Source organism: Pseudomonas sp. D2002 (assembly GCF_013385735.1).
In the GTDB taxonomy this organism is placed as follows: Bacteria; Pseudomonadota; Gammaproteobacteria; order Pseudomonadales; family Pseudomonadaceae; genus Aquipseudomonas.
The window spans coordinates 27,279-43,573 of the sequence record NZ_JACAPL010000003.1; the positions used below are offsets into that span (position 1 = coordinate 27,279).

The window sequence follows — 16,295 nt, forward strand, 5'->3', positions numbered from 1 at the left end:
TTCAAGTCACCACTTGGTACTGAAAGCGATCCGAACGGCTGGTGGACTGCGCCAGCTCCACCGGGCGGCCGTCGGGATCGCAGGAAAGGGTAAAAACCGTGAGGGCCGGCAAGTGCCGAGGCATCATCAGCAGCGCGGCTTCATCACGGTTGGGCAAACGCGCGCCGATCAGGCTTTGGGTGCGGGTCAGCGGCAGGTCACGCTCGCGCAGGTACTGGCGCAGCGAACCGCCGTTGTAGTCGGCCAGCAACGGCGCACGGCTGGCGCAGTAGCGATGACGGATCAGGCTGACCGGCTGGTGATCGAGCTTGCGCAGGGTTTGCAGTTCGATCATCGGCGCCATCTCGGCAATGCCTAAGTGCAGGGCTTCGTCGCGGCTGGCGTAGCAATAGCGGCGCTTGAGCAACAGCGCCTGCACACCGACGCCCTGGGCTGACAGCGATTGGCTGTAGGAGGTCTCGGCGCCCATCGAGTAAATCAGCGGGCGGTCGAGTACCTGGGTGCCTTTGCCCTGGCGGCGCAGCAGGCTGCCTTCGAACACCAGCTCGTCGATGGCACGGCGCAAGGTGTGGCGGTTGACGCCGAAGCGCTCGGCCATGTGCACCTCGCCGGGCAGGAAGTCGCCGGCGCTGTAGCTGCTCAGTTCACGGCGCAGGATGTCCGCGAGTTCGCGGTACACCGGCTCATCTTGTCTAGACAACTGCATGCTTAAAAAAAGCGCCGCGCGGGCACCCCTCAGGCTTCAGATGAACTGCTTGCGCAGGCGTTGGGACAGCACGTCGATACCGCTCACTACCACGATGATCACCAGCAGCACCGCGCAGGTCTGGACGAACTGGAAGGCGCGGATGTTTTCCCAGAGGATCACGCCGATACCGCCGGCGCCGACCATGCCGACCACCGTGGCCGAACGCACATTCGCTTCGAAGCGGTACAGCGCGTAACTCACCCACAGCGGCATGACTTGCGGGATCACGCCGTAGATCACTTCCTGCAAGGCACTCGCGCCAGTGGCCCGCACACCTTCGACCGGGCCGGGGTCGATGGCCTCGACGGCTTCGGCAAACAGCTTGGCGAGCACGCCGGTGGTGCTGATCCACAGCGCCAGTACACCGGCGAAAGGGCCGAGGCCGACCGCGACCACGAACAACATCGCGAACACCATTTCATTGATCGAGCGGAAGGCGTCCATCACCCGGCGCAGCGGCTGGTGCACCCACCACGGGGTGATGTTGTCGGCGCACAAGATGCCCAGCGGCACTGAACAGACGATGGCCAACACCGTGCCCCAAAGGGCGATTTGCACGGTGACGATCATCTCCTTGAGGTAGGAGCGCCATTCGTGGAAGTCGGGCGGGAAGAAGTCGGCGGCGAAGGTCGCCATGTTTCCGGAGTCGCGGTACAGCGCCAGCGGGTTCATTTCCGCGCCGTGCCAGGCCCAGGCCAGCAAGACCAGGAACAGGCCCCAGCCGAGGTATTGCGGCCAGGTTCTTTTGCCCACTGCTTCAGCGTGCAGAGTTGTCATGGGTCACTCTCGGTATAAGGTTGGAACGGGGTTCAATGTGGGAGCGGGCTTGCTCGCGAATGCGGTGTGTCAGTCCCTGGATGTGTTGAATGACACACCGCTTTCGCGAGCAAGCCCGCTCCCACATAAAGCCCGGTTCCTACAGGGGGTTAGCCGTTGGCTGCGGTTTTCTTGTCGAGTTCGCTGATGCGCTGTTGCAGCTTGGCCAGGTCGGCGTCGATATCGGCGAGCTTCTTGGCTTTGTCAGCCGCTTCCAGCTTGTCGTCGGCACTGATGGTGGTGCGCTGCTTGAACAGCTCCAGCTGGCGGATCGGCAGCAGTTGGTCGTCATTCGAAGCGAGGAACTTGCCCAACTGCATGTTCTTCAGCACCGCCTTCTCTTCATCGGTGTCGCCGTAGTGGGCGAAGAAATCGCGGATCTTGGTCTTCTCGCTGTCGCTCAGCGCTTTGCTCCAGACCATCGGGTCAGCCGGGATCAGCGGCGACTTCCAGATCACCTTGAGCATGGCGGCCTTGTCCGGCTGGGTGACTTCCAGGCGGTCCCAGCTTTCGGTGTTGAAGGTGGCCACGTCCAACTGCCCCTTGGCCACGCTCAACGCGTTAACTTCATGGCTGGAGTTCAGCGTGCGTTTGAACGCGGTAGCGGCATCCACGTGGTTCTTGGCGAACACGTAGTAGCCCGGCACCAGGTAGCCCGAGGTGGAGTTCGGGTCACCGTTGCCGAAGGTCAGGTTCTTGGCGTTCTTGAGCATGTCGTCGACGTTGTTGATCGGGCTGTCCTTGCGCACGATCAGCACGCTCCAGTAACCGGCGGCGCCGTTGGCGGCGGCGGTCTGGGCGAAGATCTCGCCGTTGGAACGGTCCACGGCTTCCATAGCCGCCTTGTTGCCCAGCCAGGCCACGTCGACCTTGTTGAAGCGCATGCCCTGGATCAGGCCGGCGTAGTCGGAGGCGAAGGTGGCGTTGATGGTCAGGCCGGTCTTCTTGTGCATGTCATCCAGAAATGGCTGCCAGATGCTCTTGAGGTTTTGCGAAGACTCGGTGGACATGATGCCGAAGTTGATGGCTTTGTCGGCGGCCTGGGCATTGCCCAGGGCGACGCCGGCCAGCAACACCGCAGACAGAAACACGTGGCCGATACGGTTCAACATGGAAAGGATTCCTGTGGGTCGTGAGTAGGGTTTCAAGCGCGCGCCAGGGCCAGCCGAGGGGTGGTTTCGGTGTGGCGGGTCTGGTCGGAAAACATCAGGCTGGTGTCGACGTCGGCACCGTACAAATCGTTGAGGAACTGGCTGCTCATGGCGCTGCCCTGCCCGTCGAAATGAATCCGCCCGCCTTTGAGCGCCACGGCTCGGGGGCAATAACGCATGGCGTAATCGACTTGATGCAGGGTCACCACCACGGTCTTGCCGTCGCGGCGGTTGATGTCGGCGAGGATCTCCATGACCTTGCGCGCCGACTCCGGGTCCAGCGAGGCGATGGGCTCATCGGCGAGGATCACCTCGGCGCGCTGGGTCAAGGCACGAGCAATCGCCACGCGCTGCTGCTGGCCGCCGGACAAGGTCGACGCACGTTGCGCAGCCAGATCGGCCAGGCCGACGCGGGCCAGGGATTCGAGGGCAAAGGCCTTCTCCTCGGCGTTGAACAAGCCGAGGTTGCCACGCCAGCGCGGCATGCGGCCCAGGCAACCGAGCAGCACGTTGTCGAGCACGCTCAGGCGGTTGACCAGGTTGAATTGCTGGAAGATGTAGCCGATGTCTGCACGCAACCGCCGCACCTTGCCATTCAAGCGTCCACTGGCCTGCACCTCCCGGCCCAGCACCTTGACGCTGCCGCCGTTGCTTTTGTCGCAACAGGCCAGGCCCGCCAGGTGGCGCAACAACGTGGACTTGCCGGAACCGGAAGCGCCAATCAGCGCGACCATCTCACCGGATGCAATGGTGAGTTCGAGGTCGACCAATGCGGATTTCTTCGCAAAGGTCTTGTTCAAGTGATCGACATGGATAGCGTGAGTCATGGGCTTCTCTGTCTGGTTTGAACAGCCACAACAGGGCTGCGGTTGAGTTCAAACGACAGTAGGCGCGCCAGGTGTCAGTGCTATTACTTGCACATGACTGGCGGGCGGCGCTTTGATGAAGGTTTTGTGAAAGGTTGCAAAGCCAGCGCAAGGGTGACGCAGAGCGTCACGGGATGCATTACCACGCAGAGCGTGGGAACGATCTACGTCTGTTGAGCAAGACTTTCCCTACGGCCAGTCATTTAACCGCTCGGCATTATGTGGACCGAGCCGTACGCAGGAGGGCCAAGCCCTGCCGGGTTTCCCATTCCCCGGTCGACCTATCTGCGTACGGCTCACCTTTTTTAGCTGCCCTCTTGTTAGGACATGCCCTACACAGATTTCGGGTTGCGTCCGAGCAAAGCTCACCGCTAACCTTTTCGAGTCGTTGCAAAATCAACGGCCGGGTGTGGAAGCCCGAATGATCCAGGCGCATTAGCGCCCACAGAAGTGAGCGCTTTTTTCATAACTCACGGAGCATCCGTATGAAAAAAGTAACGCCTAACCCAATATCGTCTACCCCGGATGAAACCTCACAAACCACAAAGAACCTCATCTTCACCGTCCGCCCCGGCCTCAGCACTGAAGTAGCCTTGAGCAATGCCAGCGAGATGCTGGAATCGGCGACGGTGTGTGCCTACGACTGTGCCGAGCATTTGGATGGATCAAGCCGCAAGCAGGTGCTGGCGGTGGTGCAGATGGTTGAGATTGCGCAGTTGTTGGTGGATCAAGCGCTGAATCGGGAGTGCCCCGTCGTTTGATAGCGCGGTGATCCCCTGTGGGAGCGGGCTTGCTCGCGAATGCGGTGCATCAGCCAACCTATTCAGTGACTGACACGCCGCTTTCGCGAGCAAGCCCGCTCCCACAGTTAGTCCGTGTGCATCAGCACATGCTCACTTGCCGGGAACGCAGTCGCGGGCTGACGAAATCCAGAAAGGCGCGCACTTTCAACGGCAATGGCGCCTGCCCTTTATGCACCAGGCTGATGGGCAATGCCGCCGACTCGAACGGCTGCAGCACCACCTGCAATTCACCCTTGTGCACCGCATCCGCAACTTGATAGGACAGCACCCGAATCACGCCAACATCCAATGTCGCCGCCGTGATCGCCGCTTCCGCCGTGTTCACCGACAGCCGCGAATGCACTGGCACGCTCTGTTGCGCTTTCCCCGCCCCAAACACCCAGGCGCCCACCGAGGACAGCACTTCAAAGGTGATGCAACTGTGGTCCGTCAGCGCCTGCGGCGTGGCCGGCTCGCCATGGGTTTGCAAATACCGGGGACTGGCGCACACCACCCGCCGCACCGTGCCGACCTGCACCGCCTTGAGCGCACTGTCGGGCAGGTCACCGATACGCACGGCGACGTCGCACTGCTCTTCCATCAGATGCACCACGCGGTCGGTGAGCATCAGGTTGATGCTGATCTCGGGGTACTGCGCCAGAAAATCCGCCACCACCGGCACGATGTGCAGGCGCCCGAACACGATGGGTGCGGTTACCACCAACTCGCCTTTGGGCACGGCGTACTCGCCGGTGGCCGCCCGCTCCGCTTCGCCAATCTCTTCAAGAATGCGCCGACACGCCGCCAGATAGGACGCGCCCACGTCGGTCAGCGACAGTTGCCGCGTGGTGCGGTGCAGCAGGCGGGATTTCAGGTGGGCTTCCAGCTCCGCGACTTTGCGGCTGACCGTGGCCAACGGCATGCCCAACTGGCGCGCCGCCGCCGACAGGCTGCCCGCCTCGACCACCGCAACAAACACCGACATCGACTCAAGACGGTTCATAACGCCCTATCAAATTCTGGAAGGATGATTCCCGATCCTAGGGGATTATCGACATAAACGCGACTGCGTAAGGTTGGCGACTCTTCCCCCAGCGACATGAGGTAAACGCCATGACATCCGAGAATTCCCCGCCGCGAGGCAAGATCATCATGATGGCTGTGATCGCCGGGGCGGTGGTCACCAATATCTATTGCACGCAGCCGGTGCTGCCGTTGATTGCCTCGGACATGGGCGTGGCCGTCTCGACCGTCAACCTGGTGGCGGGCGCGGCCTTGCTGGGGTTTGCCACCGGCCTGGCGTTGTTGCTGCCGATGGGCGACCGCTTTGACCGGCGCAAGCTGGTGCTGGGGCAGATCGCCCTGGCGTTCTGTTTTGCCTTGGCAGCAGCGTTTGCGCCGAGTATCTGGGCGTTGATCGGCGCCTCATTTGGCTTGGGCATCGTGTGTTGCGTGCCGCAGCAACTGGTGCCGTTTGCGGCGGTGATGTCGCCGCCCCACGAGCGCGGGCGCAATGTGGGCACGGTGGTCAGCGGGATCATGCTAGGGATCTTGCTCGGGCGCACCATCAGCGGTGTGGTCGGTGAGGCGTATGGCTGGCGCGCGGTGTATGCCATGGAGGCGGCGTTCATGCTGCCGGTGTGGTTTATCGCGGCCAAGCTGCTGCCGCCGGGCGTGCCGAGCAGCAACCTGTCCTACCCTCGCCTGCTGGCTTCGCTGTGGCCTTTGATGCGCGATAACAGCCCGATTCGGCAATCGATGATGGTGCAGGCATTGTTGTGGGCGTGCTTTAACGCGTTCTGGGTGAATCTGGCAGGGCTGCTGGCCAATGGGCCGTGGCAGTTGGGCAGTGCCTGGGCCGGTGGGTTTGGGATTATTGGCGCGGTGGGTGCGTTTGCAGCGTCGTATGGCGGCCGGGCGGCGGATAAGGTGGGTTGTCGCAAGGTGATTGGAGCCAGCGTGGGGATTGTGACCTTGGCATTTCTGCTGTTGGCTGGGGCGCAGACCTCGCTGATCTTGCTGGTGATTGGGGTGATTGTGTTGGATATCGGCGTGCAGGCGGGGTTGGTGGCGAACCAGACGCAGGCGTTTGCGGTGGACCCGAAGGCGCAGGGGCGCATCAATAGTTTGTATATGACCGCGACGTTTGTGGGTGGAGCGGTGGGGGCGACGGTGAGCGGGTGGTTGATGGCCAGTTTTGGTTGGGTGGGGATTGTGGAGTTTGGGGTGGTGTTGGGGGTGTTGGCTGGGGTGATTCACTGGCTCGGCGCGCCACGCCAAGCTCAGGAACTGGCGTAAATCTCAGGCCGAATGAAGATCGAAATGTGGGAGCGGGCTTGCTCGCGAATGCGGTGCATCAGCCAACCTATTCAGTGGCTGACACTCCGCTTTCGCGAGCAAGCCCGCACACATTTGATCTGCGGCGTGCACAGAATTCAGGCCAGGCACAAAACTGTGGGAGCTGGCTTGCCTGTTCCCAAATTTGTCCTACAGAGGATGAGGGGTAATTCAAGACAATAAAAAGGCGACCCGAAGATCGCCTTTTTATTGCGCATGTTGCTTGCTCGACGATAGAAGGTAAGCCCTGCACCTCGGCTACTTCCTACGGCTCTTCCGAGACAAATTTCATACAGCGTGCCCAGAGCTTTCCTCATGGAAATGTGCATTTGTAAATACGATACAACATGAAACAAATACTCGATGGCCGCACCCTCTTACAGACTATAAAAAGTTCAGCACGTTCTTCTACAAGAACGACTTTCATCCCTTAGCCGACAGCTTGATAGGGATCATGAACTTTATTGATAAGGAGCCGGTGATGCCATTGACGGCTGACGATGTAAAACAGCAACCCCGGTCCAAGCGGTGGTGGGCTCTAGCTATTTTGATGCTGCCGGTCTTACTGGTGACAGTGGATAACACCGTATTGGGTTTCGCCCTGCCAAAAATCGCTGAGGCCTTGCATCCCAGCGCGAGTCAGCAACTCTGGATGATTGATGCCTATTCATTAGTGCTGGCCGGATTGCTGATTACCATGGGTAGTTTGGGTGACCGTAAAGGTCATCGAAAACTACTGCTCATCGGTTCACTGGGATTTACCGTCGTTTCCGTAATGACGGCCTATTCCAGCACTGCCGCGCAACTGATCGCAGGGCGCGCCTGCATGGGGATCTTCGGGGCTATGCTGATGCCTTCAACATTGGCGCTGATTCGCTCACTCTTTAATGATCGAGAGGAACGGCGGCTAGCCGTGGCTATCTGGGCAACGACCTTGACAGTCGGTTCTGCGCTTGGGCCTTTAGTCGGCGGACTATTGCTGGAGTTCTTCAGATGGGGATCGATCTTTCTGCTGGCAATACCGGTGCTGGTGCCATTATTGATTCTCGGACCATTGCTGTTACCTGAGTCGGAGCCCGATGCGTCTGGGCCGATAGACGTGCTCAGTACTGTACAGTCCATGGTAGCCCTCAGCGCGCTGGTGTATAGCATCAAGCACATCGCCAGTGATGGGCCCGATGCATTGGCATTGGCGGCCTTCTGTATTGCTATCGTTGTTGGCTGGAAATTCGTGCACCGACAACTAAACCTACCGACGCCATTGATGGACCTGAGCCTGTTTCGCAACAAGACCTTCAGCGGGTCTGTGACCATCAACCTGATGAGCCTGGCATTTCTGATCGGCTTTGTATTTTTCTCCACTCAACTCCTGCAAATCGTCCTGCGCATGTCCCCCCTTAGCGCCAGCCTGGCGTTAATACCGGGTCAGATCATGGCGATTGTCGTAGGTATCCTGATAGTCCCAGTCGCCCAGCGAGTTTCGGTCAATGTTCTGATTCCGGTCTTGCTGGCCTTTACGGCCGGGGCATTTTTCATGGTAGCCAGCTTCGGGAGTAGTCTGACGGTGTTGGTGCTGGCATTTGCGTTGCTGAACATCGGCGTCGGTGCCATCGCCACTGTATCTAACGATGTGATTCTATCGGCTGCCCCGCCCAATAAAGCCGGAGCTGCATCCGCCATCAGTGAGACAGCCTATGAAGTGGGCGTTGTACTTGGCACCACGCTGCTCGGTGGAATTGTCACCGCGTACTACCGCGGCACATTACAGCTACCGGACTTCCTGACATCGCTGCAAACACAGTTAGCCGGCGAAACATTGGCGGGAGCCTACGCGGTATCGGCGACATTGTCGGAGGATCAAGCCGATGAATTGATGCGCAGTGCGACACGCGCATTTGAAGGGGGGACTAGCTTGATGGCTTGGGCCACCTTCAGTTTGGCGGTGCTGGCAATCTTCGTCGCGAGCCGAACGCTGAAAACACCTCAAACGGCGTGCGCACATAGTAAAGGGTAGAAAAGTCTTTTTTTCTAACTGACTGCTATCGCAGGAAAACGGCTCTCACATTTAAGACCCATGTTTTGAAGGGATGTATTTCAAGGTTATGAAAAAGGCGACCCGCAGGTCGCCTTTTGTCATTGCGCGTACTGCTTGCTCAACCCCGGCGGCACGCCGTGCACGTCGGTCTCTTCCCATGGGCCGTTCGGGCTGATCGAGCGGCTCCAGCCGTTGCTCCAGCGGTAGTAGGTGCGCTGGCGGTAGAAGGTGTCGGGCTGTTCTTCCAGCACATACACCTGCATCTTGCCGTCCCAGTGGCTGGCGGCGCCCGGTGGTGGGGCGAACGTCGGCGATGAGCTTGGCAGCGGTTTTGGCGACGGGGTAACCGGGCCGGAAGGCTTGGTGCTCGGCTGGGTCGACGGGCCGGACGGCGGGATGGTCGGGCCGGTAGGTTGAGGGGGGCGGTGGACCGCACAAGCGCTGAGCCCCAATACCAGGCTGAGCAAGGTGATACGTGCAAATGCGGTCATAGGCGTTTCCTCGAAATTACTTGTCCGGACTGTCGATAGTCAGCTGCTGCAGCGCAGTGGTGGAGCTGGCCAGCGGTTGGCTGCGGCCGATCCACTCGCCAGTGGTCGGCTGACCGGCCCGGGATATGCGCGCAACCAGTTGGACTTCGGAGAAGTTGGACAGTTTCAACTGCGGCATCATCGCATCCGCATCGCCCAGTTCCACGGTGATCGGCAGTTCGGCGACGGTCACGCGCCTGGCCGCCAGCGGCGCAGGCGGGCCGGAGACGGCGCGGGCGAAGATGAACACGCTGTCGGTGGGCAAGGCTTTGGCTTTCACCTCGGCAGACAGGTCCACACGCACGTTCATCACGGTCTTTTGCGCCACGGTGCCGCCGTTTTCCTTGAGCTTTTCGGCCGCGCGGTCAATCCCGCCTTGCAGCGCGACCCGGGAATTGTCTTGCGCTGGCAACTGCGCCAACAGGCGATTCCAGTAGTCGATGGCTTCCTGATAACGCTGGCCTTCAAAGGCGGCGATACCCAGCAGGCCGAGGCTGGTGACTTCCTTCGGGTCCAGCTTCAAGGCTTCATCGGTCAACGCCTGCACTTTGGGCGACCACTGTTTATTGTCGGCAAAGTACTGCGCCTGCGCCCATTGGCCGAGCAGTTCCGGCTGGCGACCGGCCAGGGCCACGGTGCGTTCGAAGACTTTCGCGGCATCGGCCGAACGGTCCTGGGCCATGTAGGCGCGGCCCAGGAAGTACAAGCCTTCCGGCGAATCCGGCTGGGCGGCGGCGGCACGCTCAAGGCGCTGGGTCATGTCTTGCATGGACACTGGCGGCTGGGAGAATTCGCGGGTCAATTCGACCTTGTCGCTGGCGCCGTAATGCAGGTACAGCGCAACACCCAAAACCGGCACCAGAAACGCCGCCAGAAACGGCAGCGGTTTGCCGAGGCGCGATTCGCGGGGTTTTTCCACGCCTTCGGTATCGGCCAGCAGTTCGCGGGCAGCCTCGGCGCGGCCGGTGTCGAGTTGCGCGGCGTTGAGCACGCCTTCGTCCTGCTGCACTTGCAGCTCGGCCACGCGCTCTTGGTAAAGCGCCACGTTCAGCGCGGTGCGATCCTCTTCACGCTGGGCACGGCGGCCGCGCAACACAGGGATCAACAGGAAACTCAGGGCAATCAGAAGCAGCAACCCTGCTGCGAGCCAAAAATCAATCATCAGTCTTGGTGTCCAGCAATTGGTCGAGGCGTTTGCGCTCTTCAGGGGATAACGCGTCGGAGCCATCAGTAGGCGCGGCGCGGCGACGGCGGACGATCACGGCCATCACCACCACGCCGGCCAGCAACAGCCCGGCAGGGCCGAACCAGAGCAGCGCGGTCTTGCCGGTGAGGGCCGGTTTGTAACGCACGAAATCACCGTAGCGGTCGACCATGAAGTCGATGATCTGCTGGTTGTCCTTGCCCTCCCCCAGCATGCGGAAGATCTCTTTGCGCAAGTCGGCAGCAATCGGCGCGTTAGAGTCGGCAATGTCCTGGTTCTGGCACTTGGGGCAGCGCAGTTCCTTGGTCAGTTCGCGAAAACGCTCGCGGTCACTGTCCTTGGCGAACTCGTAAGTGTCGATGGCCGCATGCGCGACGCCGACCAACCCGAGTGCGAGAACCGCAGCGGCTAACAGACGCTTCATGGCTTGGCCTCATCGACCAGCGCCTGGTACTTGGCGGCGAGTTGCTCGCGCCACACCACTTCGTCGATCACTCCGACGTATTTGTCGCGGATCACGCCTTTGGCATCGATGAAAAAGGTCTCCGGGGCGCCGTACACGCCAAGGTTCAAACCGAGGTTGCCGTCTTCGTCGCGGATATCCAACTGGTACGGGTTGTGAAATTCCGCCAGCCATTTCAAGGCCGCTGCATTGTCGTCCTTGTAGTTGATGCCGTAGATCACCACGCCCTTCTCGGCCAGTTTGTTCAGCACCGGGTGTTCGACGCGGCACGAGATGCACCAGGTGCCCCACACGTTGACCAGCGCCGGTTTGCCCAGCAGATCGGCCTGGGTCAAGGTTTTGTCGCCTTGCACCGTCGGCAGGCTAAAGGCCGGGAACTGTTTGCCGATCATCGCCGACGGCAGCTCGGCCGGGTCCAAATACAAGCCGCGATACAGAAACACCGCCACCACCAGAAAGGCCGCCAGCGGTAACACCATCAACCAACGCTTCATGCTGGCGCTCCTTGCAGGCCGAGGGCTTCACGCACGCGGCTTTTCACTTTGACCCGATAACGCCGATCCAGCGCGGCCAGCAAACCACCGAAACCGGTGAGCAAACCGCCGAACCAAATCCAGCGCACGAACGGTTTCACATGCACCCGCACCGCCCAGGCGCCGTCGCCCAGCGGTTCACCCAGCGCTACATAGAGGTCGCGGGTGAAACCGGCGTCGATACCGGCTTCGGTCATCATCGAGCTTTGCACCGTGTACAGGCGTTTTTCCGGGTGCAGCACCGCCACTTCCTTGCCGTTGCGCACCACACGCACGGTGCCTTTGTCTGAGGTGAAGTTCGGGCCTTCGAAGTGCTTGGCGCCCTCGAAGATGAAGTGGTAACCGGCCAGGTCCATGGACTCGCCCGGCGCCAGGCGCAGGTCGCGCTCGGCGCTGTTCTGGCTGGAAAGCACCACGCCGAGGGCGCACACGGCGATGCCGATATGCGCGACCTGCATGCCCCAGTAACTGCGGGTCAGCGTCGGCAAACCTTTGATCAGGCCTTTGTGGCGGGTTTTGTCGAAGATATCGCGTACGCCGGCCAGCAACACCCAGGCGGCGAGCAGGAAGGTGGCGAGCACGGCCCAGTTGAAGTCGCCGTAGGCAAAGCCTGCGATCACCGCCAAGGCCACACTGCCGAGCAGCACTGGCATCAGCATGCCGGCCAGCCATTTCACCGGGGTGTCTTTCCAGCGCACCAGCACACCGACGGCCATCACTACCATCAACAGGCCCATCAGCGGGATAAACAACGCGTTGAAGTACGGCGGGCCGACCGACAGCTTGGCGCCGCTCAGGGCGTCCAGCACCAGCGGGTACAAGGTGCCGAGCAGGATCATCGACGCGGCCACCACCAGCACCAGGTTATTGCCCAGCAGCAGGGTTTCCCGCGACCACAGGTTGAAGCCGACCTGGCTCTTGACCACCGGCGCACGCAGGGCGAACAGGGTGAGCGAGCCGCCGACCACAAACAGCAGGAAGATCAGGATGAACACGCCGCGCGCAGGGTCGGAGGCGAACGCGTGTACCGACGTCAGCACACCCGAACGCACAAGGAAGGTGCCGAGCAGGCTGAGGGAAAACGCGGCAATCGCCAGCAGCACAGTCCAGCTTTTGAACACGCCACGCTTTTCGGTGACGGCCAGCGAGTGAATCAGCGCAGTGCCGACCAGCCAGGGCATGAACGAGGCGTTTTCCACCGGGTCCCAGAACCACCAGCCGCCCCAGCCGAGTTCGTAGTAGGCCCACCACGAGCCCAAGGTGATGCCGATCCCGAGGAAGGCCCAGGCCACGATGGTCCATGGCCGCGACCATCGCGCCCAGGCCGCATCGAGGCGCCCGCCGAGCAAGGCAGCGATGGCGAAGGCGAAGGCCACCGAGAAACCCACGTAACCCATGTAGAGCATCGGCGGGTGCACGATCAGGCCGATGTCTTGCAGCAGCGGGTTGAGGTCATGGCCGTCCACCGGGATCTGCGGCAGGATGCGGCTGAACGGGTTGGAGGTCATGATCAGGAACAGCAGGAAACCGATGCTGATCATGCCCATCACCGCCAGCACCCGCGCCAGCATGACTTGCGGCAGTTGGCGCGAGAACACCGACACGGCGAAGGTCCAGCCGCCGAGGATCAAGGCCCACAACAGCAACGAACCTTCGTGGGCGCCCCACACGGCGCTGAATTTGTAGTACCAGGGCAAGGCGCTGTTGGAGTTGTTGGCGACATAGGCGACGGAAAAGTCGTCGGTCATAAAGGCGTAGGTCAGGCAGCCAAACGCGAACAGCAGAAAGGCAAACTGGCCCCAGGCGGCCGGCTGGGCCAGGCTCATCCACAGGCGATCACCGCGCCAGGCGCCGAGCAACGGCACCACGGCCTGGACGACGGCAAAGCACAGGGCGAGGATCATCGCCAACTGGCCCAGCTCCGGAATAAACAGTGCGGACGTCATGGCTTAGCCCTCCTTGGCAGGCTGTGCATTTGAGCCAGGGGCCGATTGGCCGCTGTCTTTGAGGGCCTTGGTGACCTCGGGCGGCATGTATTTCTCATCGTGCTTGGCCAGCACCTCGTCGGCGACCACTACGCCGTCCGCATTCAGCTTGCCCAGGGCGACGATGCCCTGGCCTTCGCGGAACAGGTCCGGGAGGATGCCGCGATAAGTGATGGTCACGGCCTTGTTGAAGTCGGTGACCACAAAGGTGACGTCCAGGGAATCACCGGAACGTTTCAGCGAGCCCTTCTCGACCATGCCGCCGGCGCGGATGCGCGTGTCCACCGGCGCTTCGCCATTGGCGATCTGGGTCGGGGTGTAGAACAGGTTGATGTTCTGCTGCAAGGCGCTCAGGGCCAGGGTCACCGCGATGCCGACGCCGGCCAGGATGGCCAGGATGATTAACAGACGCTTTCTACGCAGCGGATTCACTTGTCGGTCTCCCGGCGCAAACGACGCGCCTCTTGTTGCAGGTAACGCTTGCGGGCCAGGATCGGCGCGGCGACGTTGAGGGCCAGTACCGCCAGGCAGATGCCATAGGCGGTCCAGACATACAGGCCGTGATGGCCCATGGCGAGAAATTCGCTGAAAGAGTTAAAGCTCATCCACGCGCTCCCAGGCTGTTTTGCACTTCGGCCTTGACCCAGCTGGTGCGGGCTTCGCGCTTGAGCACTTCCAGACGCATGCGCATCAGCAGCACAGCGCCGAAGAAGCAGTAGAACCCCAGCACCATCAGCAACAGCGGCGCCCACATTTCCACGGGCATTGCCGGCTTTTCAGTGAGGGTGAAGGTGGCGCCCTGGTGCAGGGTGTTCCACCACTCCACCGAGTATTTGATGATTGGGATGTTGATCACGCCGACGATGGCCAGCACTGCGCAGGCCTTGGCGGCGCTGTCGCGGTTGCTGATGGCATTGCCCAGCGCAATCAGGCCGAAGTACAGGAACAGCAGGATCAGCATGGAGGTGAGGCGCGCGTCCCACACCCACCACGAACCCCAGGTCGGTTTGCCCCAGATCGCCCCGGTGACCAGCGCCACGGCGGTCATCCACGCACCGATGGGCGCGGCGCATTGCAGGGCGACGTCGGCCAGTTTCATCTTCCACACCAGGCCGACGACGCCGCACACCGCCAGCATCACGTAGCAGGACTGCGCCAGCATCGCGGCGGGTACGTGGATATAGATGATGCGAAAGCTGTTGCCTTGCTGGTAGTCCGGCGGCGCAAAGGCCAGGCCCCAGACCAGGCCGATGCCGATCAGCAACACGGCGGCGACACTCAACCACGGCAGCAGCCTGGCGCTGATGCCGTAAAACCATTTGGGCGAGCCGAGCTTGTGAAACCAGGTCCAGTTCATTGCTGTTTCCATCACGGTGGTTTCTCGTCTTGGCGAGAAACTCAGGGTCTTTACTGGTTAAAAACGCTTAACCAGACCTCATTATTCGCCGACGCTGATCTTCAGGCCAGCCGCTATAGCAAAGGGTGTCAGGGTTACCGCCAGGGCGGTCAGGCTGCCAAGCCACAGGAGGTAACCGGTCGCCGGCATGCCCATAAGCGCGGCCTGCAAGGCGCCGCTGCCGAGGATCAACACCGGGATATACAAAGGCAGAATCAGCAGGGCCAGTAACAGGCCGCCGCGCTTTAAACCGACGGTCAACGCTGCGCCCACCGCCCCCAACAGGCTGAGCACCGGCGTACCGAGCAACAAGGACAGCAGCAATACCGGCAGGCATTCGACGGGCAAGCCGAGCATCATCGCCAACAGCGGCGAGAGCAAGACTAGCGCCAAGCCGGAAAAAACCCAGTGTGCCAGCACCTTGGCCAGTACCAGAAGTGGCAAAGGGTGCGACGAAAGGACCCACTGTTCAAGGGAACCGTCTTCAAAATCACTGCGAAACAGCCCGTCCAGCGAGAGCAGGACCGATAAAAGCGCCGCTACCCACACCAGTCCTGGGGACAAGGTTTGCAACAGTTTAGTCTCGGGGCCGACCGCCAGCGGGAACAGGGCGATGACAATGGCGAAGAACACCAGCGGGTTAGCCAATTCCGCCGGGCGGCGGCACAACAGCCGCGCTTCGCGGGCGACCAGCAGGGCGAACACACTCATACCGACCACCGGCCCAGGTCGAGGTCGCGGTAACCGGCGGGCATGCGCGTCAGTGTGTGGTGCGTGGTGAGCACAATCAGCCCGCCCTGCTCGCAGTGTTGGGCCAGGTGCTCTTCGAGCTGGGCAACGCCTTGTTTGTCGAGCGCGGTGAACGGCTCGTCGAGAATCCACAGCGGCGGCCCGGGCAGATACAAACGCGCCAGGGCCACGCGGCGCTGTTGGCCGGCCGACAGGGTGTGGCACGGCACGTCTTCGAAACCCTTGAGGCCGACAGCGGCCATGGCCTGCCAGATGGCGTCGCAGGAAGCCGGGTGATGCAGGGCGCTGAGCCAGCTGAGGTTTTCTTCCGGCGTGAGCACATCCTTGATGCCGGCGGCGTGGCCGATCCAGATCAGGTTGCGGGCCAGCTCGCTGCGTTGCTCGGTCAGGGGTTTGCCGTTGAGTTGCACCTCACCGGCCGTCGGCTGCATCAACCCGGCCAGCAGGCGCAGCAGGCTGGTCTTGCCGCTGCCGTTGGGGCCGCTGACCTGCACCATGTCGCCGCCCGTCAGCCGCAGGTCGAGGTGCTCGAACAGCAGGCGCAGGTCGCGTTCACAGGAGAGCGCTACGGCTTCAAGAAGAGGGCTGGTCAAAAGATCGCGGGCCTTTACGGTTCAAGTCGGCGGTGCAGCAGCCGTTATAGAGAAAAGCACAATAACGGCTTTGGCGACCGATTTTAGAGAGCTGGATCAAATAGTT

18 protein-coding genes are annotated in these 16,295 nt (G+C 61.3%); 3 read left to right on the top strand and 15 right to left on the bottom strand.

Features of this window, described 5'->3' with window-relative positions; translation table 11 throughout:
• Position 1: 1 nt before the first annotated feature.
• From phnF to phnC, 4 genes are all read right to left on the bottom strand, one after another.
• On the bottom strand, positions 2-706 hold the full coding sequence (phnF, locus tag HX783_RS03335) for a phosphonate metabolism transcriptional regulator PhnF (protein WP_177015971.1): 705 nt from the start codon (positions 704-706) through the stop codon (positions 2-4).
• Positions 707-742: 36 nt separating this feature from the next.
• Positions 743-1,525 carry a phosphonate ABC transporter, permease protein PhnE gene (phnE, locus tag HX783_RS03340; RefSeq protein ID WP_056857139.1) on the bottom strand — a complete coding sequence of 261 codons (783 nt, stop codon included), beginning with the start codon at positions 1,523-1,525 and terminating at the stop codon, positions 743-745.
• A 149-nt stretch (positions 1,526-1,674) separates the two neighbouring features.
• Positions 1,675-2,676: a phosphonate ABC transporter substrate-binding protein gene (gene phnD, locus HX783_RS03345; RefSeq protein WP_177015972.1), complete on the bottom strand. Its 1,002-nt coding sequence runs from the start codon at positions 2,674-2,676 to the stop codon at positions 1,675-1,677.
• 32 nt (positions 2,677-2,708) lie between these two features.
• Entirely contained in the window at positions 2,709-3,542 is an 834-nt protein-coding gene (gene phnC / locus HX783_RS03350) for a phosphonate ABC transporter ATP-binding protein (RefSeq protein WP_177015973.1), read from the bottom strand.
• Positions 3,543-4,066: 524 nt separating this feature from the next.
• Here phnC and HX783_RS03355 point away from each other — a divergent pair.
• Positions 4,067-4,342: a DUF6124 family protein gene (locus tag HX783_RS03355; protein ID WP_177015974.1), complete on the top strand. Its 276-nt coding sequence runs from the start codon at positions 4,067-4,069 to the stop codon at positions 4,340-4,342.
• A 121-nt stretch (positions 4,343-4,463) separates the two neighbouring features.
• On the opposite strand, the gene HX783_RS03360 is transcribed toward HX783_RS03355, so the two are convergent.
• Positions 4,464-5,366, bottom strand: a complete 903-nt coding sequence (locus HX783_RS03360) for a LysR family transcriptional regulator (protein ID WP_177015975.1) — start codon at positions 5,364-5,366, stop codon at positions 4,464-4,466.
• A 110-nt stretch (positions 5,367-5,476) separates the two neighbouring features.
• Between HX783_RS03360 and HX783_RS03365 the strand changes: the two genes are divergently transcribed.
• Both HX783_RS03365 and HX783_RS03370 read left to right on the top strand, forming a co-directional pair.
• A complete protein-coding gene (locus HX783_RS03365) occupies positions 5,477-6,661 on the top strand; it encodes an MFS transporter (protein WP_177015976.1) in 1,185 nt (394 codons plus the stop codon).
• A gap of 520 nt (positions 6,662-7,181) precedes the next feature.
• On the top strand, positions 7,182-8,714 hold the full coding sequence (locus HX783_RS03370; protein ID WP_177016636.1) for an MFS transporter: 1,533 nt from the start codon (positions 7,182-7,184) through the stop codon (positions 8,712-8,714).
• Between the two features lie 119 nt (positions 8,715-8,833).
• Here HX783_RS03370 and HX783_RS03375 read toward each other — a convergent pair whose 3' ends face one another.
• The 10 genes from HX783_RS03375 to ccmA form a co-directional block, all read right to left on the bottom strand.
• A complete protein-coding gene (locus tag HX783_RS03375; protein WP_177015977.1) occupies positions 8,834-9,226 on the bottom strand; it encodes a hypothetical protein in 393 nt (130 codons plus the stop codon).
• Positions 9,227-9,242: 16 nt separating this feature from the next.
• The gene (gene ccmI, locus HX783_RS03380) at positions 9,243-10,427 is read right to left on the bottom strand and encodes a c-type cytochrome biogenesis protein CcmI (RefSeq protein WP_177015978.1); all 1,185 of its coding nucleotides are present in this window, start codon (positions 10,425-10,427) and stop codon (positions 9,243-9,245) included.
• A complete protein-coding gene (locus HX783_RS03385; RefSeq protein ID WP_159955055.1) occupies positions 10,420-10,893 on the bottom strand; it encodes a cytochrome c-type biogenesis protein in 474 nt (157 codons plus the stop codon). The genes ccmI and HX783_RS03385 overlap by 8 nt, the downstream gene beginning before the upstream one ends.
• Positions 10,890-11,426, bottom strand: a complete 537-nt coding sequence (locus HX783_RS03390; RefSeq protein WP_016972113.1) for a DsbE family thiol:disulfide interchange protein — start codon at positions 11,424-11,426, stop codon at positions 10,890-10,892. Before HX783_RS03390 ends, HX783_RS03385 begins: the two co-directional genes overlap by 4 nt.
• Entirely contained in the window at positions 11,423-13,411 is a 1,989-nt protein-coding gene (locus tag HX783_RS03395) for a heme lyase CcmF/NrfE family subunit (protein WP_159955054.1), read from the bottom strand. Before HX783_RS03395 ends, HX783_RS03390 begins: the two co-directional genes overlap by 4 nt.
• Before the next feature lie 3 nt (positions 13,412-13,414).
• The gene (gene ccmE / locus HX783_RS03400; protein WP_159955053.1) at positions 13,415-13,882 is read right to left on the bottom strand and encodes a cytochrome c maturation protein CcmE; all 468 of its coding nucleotides are present in this window, start codon (positions 13,880-13,882) and stop codon (positions 13,415-13,417) included.
• Positions 13,879-14,055 (bottom strand): heme exporter protein CcmD, encoded by a 177-nt coding sequence (gene ccmD / locus HX783_RS03405; protein WP_159955052.1) that lies wholly within the window; start codon positions 14,053-14,055, stop codon positions 13,879-13,881. Before ccmD ends, ccmE begins: the two co-directional genes overlap by 4 nt.
• On the bottom strand, positions 14,052-14,807 hold the full coding sequence (locus HX783_RS03410) for a heme ABC transporter permease (protein ID WP_177015979.1): 756 nt from the start codon (positions 14,805-14,807) through the stop codon (positions 14,052-14,054). The genes ccmD and HX783_RS03410 overlap by 4 nt, the downstream gene beginning before the upstream one ends.
• Before the next feature lie 81 nt (positions 14,808-14,888).
• Entirely contained in the window at positions 14,889-15,557 is a 669-nt protein-coding gene (ccmB, locus tag HX783_RS03415; protein WP_014717701.1) for a heme exporter protein CcmB, read from the bottom strand.
• Entirely contained in the window at positions 15,554-16,189 is a 636-nt protein-coding gene (gene ccmA / locus HX783_RS03420) for a cytochrome c biogenesis heme-transporting ATPase CcmA (RefSeq protein WP_177015980.1), read from the bottom strand. Before ccmA ends, ccmB begins: the two co-directional genes overlap by 4 nt.
• Between the last annotated feature and the right edge of the window lie 106 nt (positions 16,190-16,295).